General features: G+C 52.3%; 17 protein-coding genes. 10 read left to right on the forward strand and 7 right to left on the reverse strand.

What is annotated here, in order from left to right; translation table 11 throughout:
- The first annotated feature begins 16 nt into the window (after positions 1-16).
- The 7 genes from JYB63_RS00715 to JYB63_RS00745 all read left to right on the forward strand — a co-directional run bounded on the left by JYB63_RS00715 (position 17) and on the right by JYB63_RS00745 (position 5,476).
- The gene (locus JYB63_RS00715; RefSeq protein ID WP_205655827.1) at positions 17-1,147 is read left to right on the forward strand and encodes an AI-2E family transporter; all 1,131 of its coding nucleotides are present in this window, start codon (positions 17-19) and stop codon (positions 1,145-1,147) included.
- 157 nt (positions 1,148-1,304) lie between these two features.
- On the forward strand, positions 1,305-2,009 hold the full coding sequence (hda, locus tag JYB63_RS00720) for a DnaA regulatory inactivator Hda (RefSeq protein WP_205655828.1): 705 nt from the start codon (positions 1,305-1,307) through the stop codon (positions 2,007-2,009).
- 39 nt (positions 2,010-2,048) lie between these two features.
- On the forward strand, positions 2,049-2,297 hold the full coding sequence (locus JYB63_RS00725) for an RNA-binding protein (RefSeq protein WP_205655829.1): 249 nt from the start codon (positions 2,049-2,051) through the stop codon (positions 2,295-2,297).
- 5 nt (positions 2,298-2,302) lie between these two features.
- Entirely contained in the window at positions 2,303-3,037 is a 735-nt protein-coding gene (locus JYB63_RS00730) for a TIGR01621 family pseudouridine synthase (protein ID WP_205655830.1), read from the forward strand.
- Positions 3,034-3,249 (forward strand): hypothetical protein, encoded by a 216-nt coding sequence (locus tag JYB63_RS00735; protein WP_205655831.1) that lies wholly within the window; start codon positions 3,034-3,036, stop codon positions 3,247-3,249. The genes JYB63_RS00730 and JYB63_RS00735 overlap by 4 nt, the downstream gene beginning before the upstream one ends.
- Positions 3,250-3,265: 16 nt before the next feature.
- Positions 3,266-4,066 carry a tRNA cyclic N6-threonylcarbamoyladenosine(37) synthase TcdA gene (gene tcdA / locus JYB63_RS00740; protein ID WP_205655832.1) on the forward strand — a complete coding sequence of 267 codons (801 nt, stop codon included), beginning with the start codon at positions 3,266-3,268 and terminating at the stop codon, positions 4,064-4,066.
- A 138-nt stretch (positions 4,067-4,204) separates the two neighbouring features.
- Positions 4,205-5,476 (forward strand): diguanylate cyclase, encoded by a 1,272-nt coding sequence (locus tag JYB63_RS00745; RefSeq protein WP_205655833.1) that lies wholly within the window; start codon positions 4,205-4,207, stop codon positions 5,474-5,476.
- On the opposite strand, the gene JYB63_RS00750 is transcribed toward JYB63_RS00745, so the two are convergent.
- Positions 5,468-6,334 carry a LysR family transcriptional regulator gene (locus tag JYB63_RS00750; RefSeq protein WP_205655834.1) on the reverse strand — a complete coding sequence of 289 codons (867 nt, stop codon included), beginning with the start codon at positions 6,332-6,334 and terminating at the stop codon, positions 5,468-5,470. The genes JYB63_RS00745 and JYB63_RS00750 overlap by 9 nt on opposite strands.
- 173 nt (positions 6,335-6,507) lie before the next feature.
- Between JYB63_RS00750 and JYB63_RS00755 the strand changes: the two genes are divergently transcribed.
- A complete protein-coding gene (locus JYB63_RS00755) occupies positions 6,508-7,383 on the forward strand; it encodes a HalD/BesD family halogenase (RefSeq protein WP_205655835.1) in 876 nt (291 codons plus the stop codon).
- A gap of 62 nt (positions 7,384-7,445) precedes the next feature.
- Here JYB63_RS00755 and JYB63_RS00760 read toward each other — a convergent pair whose 3' ends face one another.
- The 4 genes from JYB63_RS00760 to arsC all read right to left on the reverse strand — a co-directional run bounded on the left by JYB63_RS00760 (position 7,446) and on the right by arsC (position 10,573).
- Entirely contained in the window at positions 7,446-9,122 is a 1,677-nt protein-coding gene (locus JYB63_RS00760; protein ID WP_205655836.1) for a SufS family cysteine desulfurase, read from the reverse strand.
- An 85-nt stretch (positions 9,123-9,207) separates the two neighbouring features.
- The gene (locus tag JYB63_RS00765; RefSeq protein ID WP_205655837.1) at positions 9,208-9,600 is read right to left on the reverse strand and encodes a DUF2069 domain-containing protein; all 393 of its coding nucleotides are present in this window, start codon (positions 9,598-9,600) and stop codon (positions 9,208-9,210) included.
- A gap of 25 nt (positions 9,601-9,625) precedes the next feature.
- Positions 9,626-10,225, reverse strand: a complete 600-nt coding sequence (gene wrbA / locus JYB63_RS00770; RefSeq protein ID WP_205655838.1) for an NAD(P)H:quinone oxidoreductase — start codon at positions 10,223-10,225, stop codon at positions 9,626-9,628.
- Entirely contained in the window at positions 10,226-10,573 is a 348-nt protein-coding gene (gene arsC / locus JYB63_RS00775; protein WP_205655839.1) for an arsenate reductase (glutaredoxin), read from the reverse strand.
- Positions 10,574-10,769: 196 nt separating this feature from the next.
- On the opposite strand from arsC, the gene JYB63_RS00780 reads away from it, so the two are divergent.
- Both JYB63_RS00780 and JYB63_RS00785 read left to right on the forward strand, forming a co-directional pair.
- Positions 10,770-12,065 (forward strand): virulence factor BrkB family protein, encoded by a 1,296-nt coding sequence (locus tag JYB63_RS00780; RefSeq protein WP_205655840.1) that lies wholly within the window; start codon positions 10,770-10,772, stop codon positions 12,063-12,065.
- Positions 12,066-12,115: 50 nt separating this feature from the next.
- Entirely contained in the window at positions 12,116-12,568 is a 453-nt protein-coding gene (locus JYB63_RS00785; RefSeq protein ID WP_205655841.1) for a hypothetical protein, read from the forward strand.
- A gap of 12 nt (positions 12,569-12,580) precedes the next feature.
- On the opposite strand, the gene JYB63_RS00790 is transcribed toward JYB63_RS00785, so the two are convergent.
- Together JYB63_RS00790 and JYB63_RS00795 are read right to left on the reverse strand one after the other, a co-directional pair.
- Complete coding sequence (locus tag JYB63_RS00790; protein WP_205655842.1) at positions 12,581-13,573, reverse strand: adenosine deaminase; 993 nt, start codon at positions 13,571-13,573, stop codon at positions 12,581-12,583.
- 151 nt (positions 13,574-13,724) lie between these two features.
- Positions 13,725-14,687, reverse strand: coding sequence for an isopenicillin N synthase family dioxygenase (locus JYB63_RS00795; protein ID WP_205655843.1), 963 nt, complete (start codon positions 14,685-14,687; stop codon positions 13,725-13,727).
- Between the last annotated feature and the right edge of the window lie 30 nt (positions 14,688-14,717).

Below are 14,717 nucleotides of genomic sequence, written 5' to 3' on the forward strand. Positions count from 1 at the left end.
AAGGAATGACAATATAATGCAACTGACTGATTCACAGCGCTGGATGTTTATCTGTGTGCTGGCGGTGACCGGCGGGCTGGTGTATCTGCTTCAGCCGATTCTTTCACCCTTTATGGTGGCAGCACTGCTGGCGTATATGTTTGATCCGCTGGCTGACCGGCTGGAAGATAAAGGTATGTCACGTACCGGTGCGGTGATCATTGTCTTCGGCATTATCAGTGCGCTGGTGATGTTTCTGTTGTTATTGCTGTTACCGAAACTGGGGCATCAGATCCAGGTGATGGTGAAGACCATTCCGGCGGTGATTACCTTATTTGAGACCAAAGTTGTTCCCTGGATGGAAGTGAATCTGGGCATTTCACTGGCCAGTTTTGACTGGCAGAGCGTGCGGCAGATTCTCAGTGGTAACTGGCAACAGACCGGCAATGTATTAAAGGATGTAATGAACAGCATCGGGCAGTCCGGTATGGCGGTTGCTGCCTGGCTGGCGAATCTGGTGCTGATCCCGGTGGTGATGTTTTATCTGTTACGTGACTGGGATGTCATGATTGAAAAAATCGGTCACCTACTGCCCCGTAACGTTGAGCCCAGAGTCAGTCTGTGGGCCAGCGAATGTGATGAAGTACTCGGTGCCTTTGTTAAAGGTCAGTTACTGGTAATGACAGCGCTGGGTGCGATTTACGCAATTGGCCTGTGGCTGGTAGGGCTTGATCTTGCGCTGCTGGTGGGCATGATTGCTGGTCTGGCCAGTATCGTGCCGTACATGGGTTTCATTATCGGCATTGTGGCGGCAATTATCGCGGCAATGCTGCAGTTCAATGACCCTACCGTACTGGCCTGGGTCGGGCTGGTATTTATTATCGGACAGATGCTGGAAGGCATGGTGCTGACCCCGTTACTGGTAGGGGACCGGATCGGTCTGCACCCTGTGGCAGTTATTTTTGCCATTATGGCGGGTGGCCAGTTATTCGGTTTTGTCGGGATTCTGATAGCCCTGCCTGTTGCTGCAGTGATCATGGTGCTGCTGCGCCATTTACATGACGGGTATCAGCGAAGCAGCCTCTACGGTGAAGCGAAAACGGCTGAAGCGCCTCCCGGTGATACAGAGAGTGTTACCGATAGCCAAAAGGATCTTGCCGGGGATTGAACAGGTACCTTTTTTTGCGTATCGAGGCGTAGTAAGATACGCCAAATTTTTTGACAGGCCGGTCCGGAATTGATTGATTGCTGGATAGTATTTCACCGGCAGGCCTGTTGAGTCCGATCTGATTTAACTGGATTTGCCAGCTCCGATTGTTGAATACATGAATAACCCTGTACCTATCCAATTACCTTTAGGCATTGCGTTACGTGATGATGCCAGGTTCGAGACTTATCTCAGCCGGGGTAATGAGCTTGTCTGTAACTGCCTGGCACAGGTGGCAATCGGGGAAGGTGACATTTTCCTGTATCTCTGGGGAACCCCGGGCGTTGGATGCTCGCATTTGCTGCAGGGCGCCTGTCATGCCAGTGATCCTGCCGGACGTACGGCGGTGTATTTGCCGCTGGATGAACTGACCGATCTGGGGCCGGGCGTACTGGATGGTATGGAGCATCTGGATCTGGTGTGTCTGGATAACCTCCAGGCCATTGCCGGTAACCGTGAATGGGAAGAGGCGCTGTTCCATTTCTTCAACCGTATTCGCAGTGAAAATAATTTCCTGGTGGTTGCCGCTGACCGTCCGCCGCGTCAGTTAGGTATTCAATTACCGGATCTGGCGTCACGGTTTACCTGGGGCATGGTCTTTCAGGTTCAGGGTTTGGATGATGATGGCAAGGTGATTGCGCTTCAGGTACGTGCACAGAGCCGCGGATTTGAACTGTCTGAAGAAGTTGCACGCTTCCTTATTCACCGGGCCAGCCGCAGCATGCAGGACTTGTTTGACCTTCTTGATCAGCTGGACAATGCCTCCCTCAGTGCGCAGCGCAAAGTCACAATTCCTTTCGTAAAGCAGGTACTTGGCTGGTAGTCGCTATACTGTGTGTTAGCAAACATACCAGGAGGGGCTGTGAAAATAATTCTGGAAGACTTACCCCGTGACGTTTCTGATGATGACATCAGAGAATTTCTGAAAGGTTATGTGGAAGTGCTGGATGTTGAGATTTACACCAGCGAACAGCGGGATCATGCCAGTGCCTGGGTGACCATTGCTGCCACTCACGCAGAAGCACACTGGGCAATTGGCCGTCTTAATGGCCGTTACTGGCGGGAATGCACAGTAAACGTCTATATTTCTCTTTTTTCGGATAACCGCTGACCTTGATGCCAGACATTCTGCCAAATGAAGCCTGCTCTGCAGATATTACTACCGTCGCGGAGACGGATGATTTTCTGTTGATTAATAAACCTCCCGGAATCTCTGTTCATAAAGATGATCAGGATGCCGGATTGGTGATGCTGTTACAGTCTCAGTTGCAGCTGCAGGAGTTATATCTGGTGCACCGGCTGGACCGGATGACCTCGGGCTTGTTATTGCTGGCTAAGCGCAAAGCTGTGGCCGCCGAGTTGGGGCGGCAGTTTGCTGAACGGCGCATGGTAAAGTTTTATATGGCGCTGAGTCAGGCAAAACCGAAAAAGAAACAGGGGCTGATCAGTGGCGATATGCTCAAAGCCCGCCGGGGGAGCTGGAAGTTAGCACCTTCGGCAGAAAATCCGGCCCGGACCCAGTTTTTCAGTCATGGTCTTGGCGGTGGTTTGAGAGTGTTTCTGCTCCGGCCGGTGACCGGCAAGACCCATCAGTTACGGGTGGCCCTTAAGAGCATCGGTGCGCCGATTCTGGGTGACAGTCGTTATGCCGGTGCGGAGGCTGAAAGGGGCTTCCTGCATGCCTGGTATCTGGGGTTTGAGCTGGAAGGTAAGTCTTACCGGTACAGTTTTCTACCGGAAGAGGCCCGGTGGAGACAGGAAGACTGGCCCGCTGAATGGGCAGAGCCGGAAGCGTTACCCTGGCCTGAAATAAAGAAACAGCACGTGAAAAGCAGTAAGGAACTCCCATGAGTGATGAGCGGATTGAACGGGACTTTATGGCCCGTGATGAACAGGAGCGTCAGGCGTTTCTGGAGCAAACCTGGTGTGATAAATGTTTGCAAGAAAATCTGGGCATGAATACCCCGCTGGAATATGAGTTTAAAGGCATTGTATTCATTGAGGGTAAGTGCAATCAGTGTGGCGAAGTTGTGCTGACTGAGCTGACGGACGAAGAGTTTTAGCAGGAGAGTTGACGGCGTGACGAATCAGACTGATCCGCGGTTTGGCGGTATTGAGCGGTTGTATGGCGCGGCAGGTTTGCGGTTGTTTCAGCGGGTAAATATCTGTGTAATCGGGATCGGCGGCGTCGGCTCCTGGGTAGCGGAAGCGCTGGTTCGTTCAGGTGTTGCAAAGATCACTCTGATCGATCTGGATGATATCTGCATAACCAATGTTAACCGTCAGATTCATGCGCTCACCGATACTGTCGGAGAGTCCAAGGTTGAGGTGATGGCACAGCGGCTTAAAGAAATAAACCCGGCCTGTGAAGTAACTGAGATTGATGATTTTATTACCCGGGAGAATATTCCTGAGCTGATCGGTGAACAGTTTGATTATGTGATCGACGCTATCGATAGTGTGAAAGAAAAAGCAGCCCTGATTGCACACTGTAAGCGGCGTAAGCTGGGTATTATTACCGTCGGTGGTGCCGGCGGGCAGATGGACCCGACCCGGATTGAGATCTGTGATCTGAGTAAAACCAATCATGATCCGCTGGCGGCTAAGGTGCGCAGCTTGCTGCGCCGGGAATACAATTTCAGTAAGAGCGGCCGCCGTTTTGCGGTCGACTGTGTCTATTCCACAGAACAGCTTGTTTATCCTCAGCCGGACGGTTCAGTGTGCCAGATGAAGTCCGTTCAGGATGGTAATACCCGTCTGGACTGCAGCGGTGGTTTCGGCGCATCAACCTGTGTCACCGCCAGTTTTGCCTTTGCAGCGGTATCGCGGGTATTACAAAAGCTGATTGAAAAAGCCCGCCGCGAAAACACTTTAGTGTAAGTTTCCCCTCTGATTTTTTGTTATTTACGTTCGTCCGGCGAGTAATGCCGGACGAATGGTGTTTGAGTTTTATACAGTTATGTGGTCTAAATAACGTTCACTGCCAGTGGTTTTTTGTGAATGTTCAGGGCCCTTACTGTGTGCGATACCTTTCCGGATACTGAGTTCTATACTGCGATGCTGAATCATAGCAGTGACGGCCTGTGTCTGATTGACCGGAAAGAGGGTACCGTTCGGCTGGTGAATGAGCCTTTATGCCAGTTGCTTAACCGTGTATCTGACAGCCTGAAGGGGAAGTCTTTCGGGGCTATTTTCAGCTATGACTGGTCCGGTGAGCCGGATACCCGTCAGGTGCAATACCTGGGAGGGCTCCAGCCACTTTCACTGGAAATAAGTATTCAGCCGTTTTCCTGGCAGGGTGAGTGTTACGGTGTCGTCAGCGTCCGGGATATAACCGCTCAGCTGCACAGCCGTGAAGCGCTGGTGGAAACTGGCCTGCAACGTAACTTTGCTCTGAACGATATTCTTGATGGTTTGTGGGAAATAAATCTGCAAACCAACGAGGTATATATCTCTTCTGAATTTAAACGCATCATGGATTTTCCTGCTGAAAAGACCCATTTTGGTTTGGGGGAGTGGCAGCAGCAGATACATCTGGATGACTGTGTGGCGGTCATGGATATCATGAATGCCCATTTGCGGGGCGAGATTCCCCGTTTTGATGCTGAATACCGGTTGCAGACTTTTTCCGGTGAATATGTCTGGGTACATGATCAGGGGCGGGTATACGAACGGGATGCCCAACAACAGCCTCTGAGAATGGTGGGTATGGTGCAGGATATCAGTGCCGCCAAGGCGCAGGAGGTTCTGTTACGGCGCCAGGCCAGCCATGATTATCTGACGGATCTGCTGAACCGCCGTGCCGGTTATATGCATTTTCGTAAACAGCTCAGCTATGCGCAGCGCTACGGGCGGCAGTTCAGTGTCAGCCTGATCGATCTTGATCACTTCAAAAGCATCAATGACACCTATGGTCATCAGGTTGGTGACCAGGTCCTTAAGCATCTGGTGGCCGGTATTTCTGCACAGCTGAGACAGTCCGATACACTGATGCGCTGGGGCGGTGAAGAATTCCTGTTGCTGCTCCCCAATACTGATTCAGACGGTGCTTTTCAGTTAGTCGAGCAGTTGCGTAAACGTGTGGCGGAGCAGCCTATGCCATTGTCCGACGGTGAAGTGCAATACACATTCAGCGCCGGGGTTGCCAGTTTTCCACAACATGCTGAACAGATGGATATGCTGATTAAAGCGGCAGATGATGCGTTGTATGTCGCAAAATCTGCCGGCAGAAATCAGGTCAGCGTCAGTGATGAAGTGACCGGGATTGCTCAGGGAGAGCTGTCAGTCTGATTCAGTTGGCTGTTGTTGCGCAATTGCTTTCAGGCCTTTCAGGGTCGTTTCAATCAGTTCACTGTCGCTGGGTGATTCCTGATACACCAGATACGTCGGGCGCTGGAAGACCGGTGCCTCCTCAACCCTGTACAATTTTCCTTCCCTGATTAGTGGTTCAACCGAGCTGGCGATAAAGTACCCGGACCCGCCGTGGTTAAGAATGTGTTGTAAACCGACGCTGCTCAGGCCAACGGTTAGTTTGGGCACCGGAACATCGGCGAATGCCAGGCTGTGTTGGGCCCGGAAGCTGTCGCCCCAGTCGACAAAGATATAGCCCGGCACTCTGCCGGGCACCACTTCACGGGGTTCAGTAGACACCAGAATCAGCGGTTCACTCATATAAGGTTCAATGGTCAGTTCAGGACGCTGTTGCGGATCGTAAAGAATAGCGACATCCAGCAGCCGGTCCCGCAGACGTTCCATGAGTGTGGTTGAATACTCTGCCAGTACATGGGTCGCAACGTTGGGCGCTTCCTGTTCCATCCAGGCCAGCCAGGGCGGGGCGATCTGCTCCCAGTGGTTGAGCTGCAGGCCAAGATTCACAATGGCTTTAAGGTCGTCGGGTAGGGCAATTTCCTGACGGGCCCGGTCCCAGGCCCGCACGGATGTCAGCGCATGACGCCGGAAATGATGACCGGCGGCGGTCAGTTCGGCACCGTTACGTCGGCGCAGAAACAGCTCCCGGTTAAGGCGGTCTTCCAGTGCTTTGATTCTTGCGCTGATAGTCGACTGAGTGACGCAGAGTTTGTCTGCTGCCAACTGGAAACTGCCGGTTGCTGTCACCTCCAGAAAGGCGCGCATGTGCTCTATGTTCATAACACCTCTTAAACAGGGCTTGCCGGTGCTGTTACCGGACTGAAATGATATCGGTTATTTCGATATTAACATTAGATTATATTTGTTTGTTTTATGGAAGCGGTTGTTTGATATTTATGTAAACGGCATGGGGATGCCGCTATATAAAACATCAGATGTGGAGTTAGAAGATCATGAACGGGCAAACGGTGATTCAGGCAGAAGGTATGCAGCTGGGAGACATTGTTGATCTGCAAAAGTATCCGATTGATCAGTTGGAACACCCTGAAATCCAGGCGTTGTTAGCACACTGCCGTAAAGAGCTGGATGAAATCGGCTGTGTGGTTATCCGTAATTTTGTGAAGCCGGAATCCCTGCAACGGATGACCGCAGAGGCAAAACGTCTGCTGCCGGAAACGTTCTGGTCACAGGGGAGCCATAATCCCTATTTCACACCGGATGATGAAAGCCTTCCAGCAGACCATCCCAAGCGCTTTTTTGAACGCCGTGAGAGCGGTTATATCAATTCCGATGTACTGGAAGAGAGTTCGGACCTGCGTGCGATTTATGAAGACCCGCAAATGCTGCGCTTTGTAGGCGAGTGCCTGAATATCTGGCCGCTGTATTGCTGGGCAGATCCGCTGGGACGTAATCCGTATTCAGTCATGGATTCAGGGCATTATTTCCCATGGCATTTTGACGGCAATGAATTCACCGTGAGTATTCTGGTGCAGGAGTCTGAAGCCGGCGGTTGCTTTGAATTCGCCCCGGATATCCGTAATCCTGAAGACGAGCGCTTTGATGATGTAAAGGAAGTGCTGGCCGGTAACAGTGATAAGGTGCATCAGTTACAGTTACGCCCGGGGGATCTGCAATTGTTCAAGGGGCGTTTTTCCATGCACCGGGTCACCCGTATCGAAGGGGATACCATGCGTATTATCGCGTTGCCGACTTATTCAACCGATCCGTTTACGGTTAACCGGCCTAAGCATTCAGAGCATTTATATGGCCGTGCGATGCCGATTCATTATGAGCGGGAAAACATGCGGGTGGATAGTCTGACTGACTAGCCACTGTTTGTTAAAACCCAGTTAACGTAAATAGCCTGCCTTCCCGGTCCCGTCCGGGAAGGTCAGGCAGATGCGATCTCCCGGATACGTGCGATGATCGCCAGTAAGCCGTTGCCCCGGGAAGGGCTGAGATGTTTCATCAGCTGCAGACGCTTTAAATACCCTTCAATATCAAACTGCAAAATATCTTCAGCGGTTTTACCGTTAACGGCTGCCAGTACCAGGGCAATCAGCCCGCGGATAACCCTGGCATCCGCATCGGCACTGAACCAGTAGTGGCCATCAGCATCTTTCTGATAGTCCAGCCAGGCAGAGCTTTCGCAGCCTTTTACCAGATGTTCGCTGACTTTTGCTTCACTGGTCATGTGAGGCAGTTGTTTGCCCAGCAGCATGATTTCCCGGTAACGGTCATTCCAGCTGGTCAGAGGCTCAAGCTTGCCGAGTATGGCGTCTGAGTCTATATCTTTGCCGAACGGGTTATCGGTAAAGGCTTTGTCACTGCTGACGGTTTCAGCTACGGGAAAGAAGCCGCTGGAGGTTAGCTGTTGCAGGATTTCAGCAAAACGTTCCACGTCTTCCGTGGTGTTATAGGCTGCAAATGAGGCACGGATCGTACCGGGTAGCCCAAGCTTGTTCATCAGTGGCATTGCACAATGATGACCAGTTCGTACTGCAACACCGTGCTGATCAAGGATAAGTCCTACATCCTGCTGGTGGTGGCTGGTTAGTTGAAATGACAAAATGGCCGCGTTGGCGGTTGGGGCACCGATCCGGGTAAAGCCTTTTACCTGTTCACAGCACTTTATTGCATGCTGTAACAGTGTCTGTTCGTGACTGGCAACAGCACGGCGGTCCAAACTGTTAAGCCAGTTAACCGTAGCCATCAGGCCAACAGCACCGGCGATATTCGGGGTGCCGGCTTCAAACTTAAAAGGCAGGTCGTTGTATTCGGTGTGGTCAAAGCTGACGCTGCGGATCATCTCACCGCCACCCTGCCAGGGAGGCATTGCTTCCAGTAAGGCCTGGCGGCCGTAGAGTACGCCGGTACCGGTTGGGCCATACATTTTGTGGCCGGAGAAAACATAAAAATCACAGCCCAGACGCTGCACATCAATGTTCATGTGCGCGACGGCCTGAGCACCGTCGACAATGACAGTTGCACCAGCTGCCTTGGCCTGTCGGACCATGGCGGCCAGTGGGTTCACTGTTCCCAGCGCATTGGATACATGGGTCAGCGAGACAATTTTTGTCCGGCTGTTAAGCAGGCTGCCAAAAGCTTGCTGATCGAGATCGCCGTTTGCCAGAATCGGAACAACTCTGATCACTGCGCCGGTGCGCTGGGCCAGCATTTGCCATGGGACGATATTGGCGTGGTGTTCCAGTTCGGTAAGCAGGATTTCATCATTTTTATGAATCTGGCCAGTGAGGCATTGGGCGATCAGGTTAAGGCTTTCTGTGGTGCCCCGGGTCCAGATGATCTCTTTTTCACTGGCGGCATTGATGAACTGCCTGACGCTTTGTCTGGCCGCTTCAAACTGCAGGGTTGCCCGTTCGCTTAAATGATGTGCGCCACGGTGGACGTTGGCGTTATCTGAACCGTAATAGTTGTTGATTGCCTGAATGACGGCCGCCGGTTTCTGGGTGGTGGCGGCATTATCCAGATAGACCAGTGGCTGGTCATGAATCTGCTGATCCAGCAGCGGAAACTGCTGGCGAATGTCGGCAACTGAAAAACTCAACGTCACAACTCCGGGGCCTGAATTTTATGGTTTGGAAATCGCCGGCGCTTTCTTCTGCGGAAAGCGCCTGAATATCTGTCGCGGTTTAGTCTGCTTTTGCAGCAGACAGTAATTTATTCAGTTTACTCTGCCAGCGGGTGAACATCATGGCCGCTGTAAACAGGCTGGCAACCAGTAAGCTTTCGGCCAGTGCCAGTAAGCTGTTAGGGCCGCCAGCCATGGCAGTTTGTACCGCATGCATAAAATAGATGCTGAGGAAGAAACATAGCCAGATGTGGCCGCGCAGGTTTTTCTTGATAACAACCGGGTAAAACAGCGCCAGAGGCACCGTCTGTACCGCCCAGATAACATAGGGATTGGCAGTCGGTGGTGGAGAAATCAGAAGATACCAGGCGGTCAGTAACAGGATCAGTCCAAAGTAACTGAGCAGTGTGGCAGCCCGGCTGATATTTACCAGACGCTGAAGTTTTGCTTGCATGGGAAAGTTCTCGTCCAGTGGTTAATTAGCGGCCGTTCTGCAGCTGCGTGGCCAGTCGGCCCAGACGCTTGCCCTGTGCCAGGCAAAGGTTGCGTTCAGCGGTGTCCAGCTCCTGGCCATCCTGTCCGGCCACATGGGTTGCGCCGTAAGGGGTGCCGCCCCGGGTTGTGCTGAGCAGCTCAGATTCAGAATAAGGAATACCCGCCATCAGCATGCCGTGGTGCATTAATGGCAGCATCATGCTCAGCAGGGTAGTTTCCTGGCCACCGTGTAAGCTGGCGGTGGAGCTGAACACGCAGGCTGGTTTGTCGATCAGTGCGCCACTCAGCCACAGGCTGCTGGTACTGTCGATGAAGTATTTAAGCGGTGAGGCCATGTTGCCAAAACGGGTCGGGCTGCCCAGTGCCAGACCTGCGCAGTTCGCCAGATCCGCTTCGGTGCAGTAGATATCGCCCTCTGCAGGGATAGCTGGTGCAGACTGTTCACATTCGGCAGAAACTTCCGGGACCGTACGCAGACGGGCGTCAATGCCGCTGGCTTCGATGCCCCGGGCGATAAGCTCAGCCATGGTGCGGGTAGCACCATGGCGGCTGTAGTAGAGAACCAGTACGTAAGGTGAGCTCACTCAGAGGATCTCCAGTACGGATTCCGGCGGACGGCCAATACGTGCCTGGCCATCTTTGATGACGATCGGGCGCTCAATCAGTTTCGGGTATTCAGCCATCAGTTCAATAATCTGGTCTTCGCTGAGGGTTTCATCCGCCAGGTTATTATCTGCATATTCAGCTTCACCGGTACGCAGCAAGTCACGCGCGCTGATGCCCAGTTGAGTGATAACTTCCTTGAGTTCCATTTCGGTAGGTGGGTTCTCAAGATACAGGCGAATTTCCGGTGTGATACCGTTTTCTTCCAGCAGGGCAAGAGTGGCCCGGGATTTGGAGCAGCGTGGGTTGTGGTAGATTTCTGCAGACATAGCACCATACCTTTTAAAGACAGTGAGCAAACAGGCCGTTACTTTTGCAACGGCGCAATTATAATAATGATGCGTCAGGCCTATGATATATATGTTTAAACAGGTGGCGCTGACAGGGCTTATTGTATACAGCTTGGCGTTGGGTCTAAAGCGTCAGAAGCGATGATTTGGCAGTTTTTAACGGGGTAAACAGAAGATGTCCGGCAGAAATATTCCTGATGAAAATAAACCCTTCATCAAGTTACGTGCAGCGGCAGCATTTGTGCGCTATCTGTTTGTGCAGTTTATCGAAAATAAAGGCATGCTGAATGCCTCTGCACTGACCTATACCACCCTGTTTGCCGTGGTGCCGCTGATGACTGTGACTTATGCCATGCTGGCAATTGTTTCTCCGTTTCAGGGGGCTGGTGAGGAACTGCAAAGCTGGATTTTCGATAACTTTGTACCGGCAACCGGCAATGTGGTGCAGGAATATCTGAACAGCTTTGCGGCCCAGGCCCGGCAACTGACAGTGGTTGGTATTGTGTTTCTGGTGGTCACGTCGATCATGATGATGAAAAACATCGAGGCGGCGTTTAATCGTATCTGGCGGGTAGGGGAGCCCCGCAAGGGGCTATCCAGCTTTTTGCTGTACTGGGCGGTGCTGAGTCTGGGGCCGATCCTCATCGGTGTGGGTCTGTTTGTTACCTCCTATGTGGCATCCCTGTCACTGTTTACCAGCGCGACTGAGCTGGTGGGGCGGGGGCGCTTACTGTCGATGCTGCCGATGCTGTTGTCAGCGGCTGCTTTTACCTTACTGTATGCGGCGGTGCCTAACTGTAAAGTACCGCTGAGAAATGCATTGATCGGCGGCATTGTGGTGGCGCTGTTATTTGAAACAGCCAAGCGAAGTTTTGCTTTTTTTGTTACCCAGTCACCTTCGTATCAGTTAATTTACGGTGCTTTTGCGGCGGTGCCTCTGTTTCTGCTGTGGATCTATATCAGTTGGGTAATAATTCTGATCGGAGCTGAGCTGACCCGGGCCCTGAGTGTATACCGGCAGGAACTGGAGCCGGCAGAGTATTCAAAACTGCATACGCTGCTGGCGGTACTTCACCGGCTCTGGCAGGCGCAGCAGCGTGGGAAGTCTGTGGATGAGCGGATTCTCCTGCGGCAGGTAGAAGGGCTGGATCAGAGCCGCTGGGATGAGTTTGTCAGGTTGCTGACCCCCGGTATTCTGCGGCGTACAGATCAGGGGGAGTATCTGCTGGCCCGGGATCTGGGCAGTCTGACACTGGATCAGCTGCAACAGCGTTTACCCTGGCCTTTGCCTGATGCTGCCGCCGTGGCGGCGATGGAAACCTGGCAGCGGCGACTGAACGGCCGGCTTGATGATGTGACCGAGCACCGTAAAGTTGCGCTGGATGTCAGTCTGGAGGCGTTGTTTGCTGAAGCAGTAACAGACGGGACAGATACGAAATCTGCGGCTAAGCTGAATAGCCCCGGTAATTAATACTGTTTTTTAGTTTTTTATTAAAGTCAGGCTATTGCTAAGGAAGTTGTATGGCGCGCACCACCAATTATGTTCTGGAAAACGATGATTTACCTTTTGCCCGGGATTTCGTCCGTAAGCATATTACCCAGGCGGGTGGGCTTAACGATGGCCAGTTGGTGAACGCAATCGATGAGATGGATACCGTGCTGCAGCGTCGGGAAGTGCGCCTGCTGAGCAAAGAAGAAGCCGTAGAAGTGTTTGCCAGGAATCTGCAGTGCTTTGATGTGCATCCGGAATTTACTGGGGTCATGGGTAAGTTGCGTAATGCATTAAGGGTACGTAACTACCGCCGCCGTAACGGTTCCCGGAAGGCATCTCAGAAAACTATAACCATCAGTCACGAGGCCTGGGCGGTGCTGAAGACCATGGTAAAGCACAGTGACGCGACGAACCTTTCCGAGGCGATTCTGAAGCTGGATATTCCTGCTGATGTGGTTGCCAGTATCAGCAGGAAGTCCTGATCCTCTGTTTACTTACAGGGCGTTAATTTTTTCCAGATGCTGTGCTTGCTGCTCCTCAGGCAGGAAGCTGGCGGTAATACTGTTAACGGCCAGTTGCTTTAGCTGAGCTTCGTTCATGTTGAGCGAGTCTGCCAGCGCCTGGTAATTCGCATTTACATATCCACCGAAATAAGCTGGATCATCGGAATTAACCGTTACCCGGACGCCTTTTTCCAGTAATTCCAGAATATTGTGTTCAGCCATATCATTGAAGACTTTCAGCTTGGTATTGGACAGTGGGCATACCGTGAGTGGGATACGGTGCTGTACCAGATAGCTCACCAGCTGCGGGTCCTGAGTGGCGGTTACCCCGTGATCAATCCGGCAGACATTGAGCAGGCTGATCGCATTCCAGATATTTTCCGGCGGGCCTTCTTCACCTGCGTGGGCGACGGTTCGCAGACCGGCTTCCCGGGCGGCGGCAAAGACCCGTTCAAATTTCTCCGGGGGATGCCCCAGTTCGGAGCTGTCCAGCCCAACGGCGATAAAGTGTTCTTTATAGGGCAGTGCATCCCGCAGGGTATTGAAGGCATCCTCTTCACTCAGATGGCGGAGGAAGGACAGTATCAGGTAACTGGTAATGCGCAGTTGTTTTTCGCCGTCAGCCAGTGCCCGGCTGATGCCCTGAATGACCGTACCCATAGGAATGCCCCGTTCCGTATGGGTCTGGGGGTCAAAGAAGGGTTCGGTATGTACCACACCGTCTGCCTGACAGCGAAGTAAATAGGTCCAGGTCAGATCGTAAAAATCTTCTTCGGTCTGTAATACGTTGGCCCCCTGATAATAAATGTCGAGGAAGTCCTGCAGATTGCTGAATTCGTAGGCGGCCCGAATGTCTTCAACGGTTTCGTAAGGCAGGGTAATGTTGTTGCGTCTGGCCAGCTCAAACATCAGTTCCGGCTCAAGGCTGCCTTCAAGGTGGAGGTGTAATTCGGCTTTGGGAATGGCTTGGATTAATTGCTGCATCTGATCTCCTTTCGGCTGCGTTCCGGTGTCTGTTACTGCAGCTCTCTTTGTGTTCAGCGCTGTTGTGTATGAGAACTCTTTGTTTTTACAGATTTTGTTTTAAGGAACTATAGCAGGCCAGGGCCTATGAAGCTGGCCTGCTAAACCGTTTTTATTCAAATTTTTCCCTGTATTCATAGGTGGCTGCAAAGCGCGACAGCAGGTATTCCCCGGCGCTGATCTCCGGATACCTGATCGGATTTTCATCGCTGTAACACCCTTCCAGTGCGCTGATTTGGGTATCAAAGTTAGGTTCGACGAAAAATGGCATGGAGTACCGTTCCTTGCCGCTGGGGTTGATCACCCGGTGGGGGGTAGAGGTGTAACGGTCGTTACTCCAGCGGGCCATCATGTCACCGATGTTGATGACAAAACTGCCTTCTACCGGCGTGGCGTCCAGCCATTCACCGTCACGGTTTTTGACCTGCAGGCCGCCCACCTGATCCTGATGCAGAATTGTGATGCAACCGTAATCCGTGTGTGCTCCGGCACCGATTTGTTCAGCGTCCGGTTTCAGTTCGATTTCCGGGTAGTGAATAAAGCGCAGTACACTTATCGGTGCAGTGAATTTGTCGGCAAAAAAATCCGGGTCAATTTTCAGGGCGATGGCCAGTCCACGTAAAATGGTTTTGCCCAGTTCGATCATGTCCCAGTAATGGGTTTCCATGAGTTCTTTAAAGCCGTCAATATTTGGGTAGCGGTTCGGGCCATGCAGGGGCTTTTCAGCGAGTACATCCGGATGGTCTTCCGGCAGGTTGCGGCCCATGTCGAAGGTTTCTTTAAAGTCTCCCGGGCGTTCGGGGTCCAGCTGTTCGGTGCCGAAGCTGCCATAGCCACGATGGTAAGGGGTGGCGGTTATGTCAATTTTCAGTTTTTCTTCGTGGGGCAGGGCGAAGAAGGTTTCGCTCAGCTGGCGCAGTTGGGCTATTCGTTCCGGACTGATGTTATGGCCGGTGATATAAAAGAAACCGCTGTTCTGGCAGGCGGTATCTATCTGGGTGGCGACTGTCTGCCAGTCGGCCGGATCAGAGGAGTAAAGCGGGGAAATATCAATTTGAGGGATATAGGGTGTCATGTAACACACCTCCTGATTAAAAGAGTTGGC

The sequence above is a fragment of the Aliamphritea spongicola genome (assembly GCF_017051665.1).
GTDB classification, from domain to species: domain Bacteria; phylum Pseudomonadota; class Gammaproteobacteria; order Pseudomonadales; family Balneatricaceae; genus Amphritea; species Amphritea spongicola.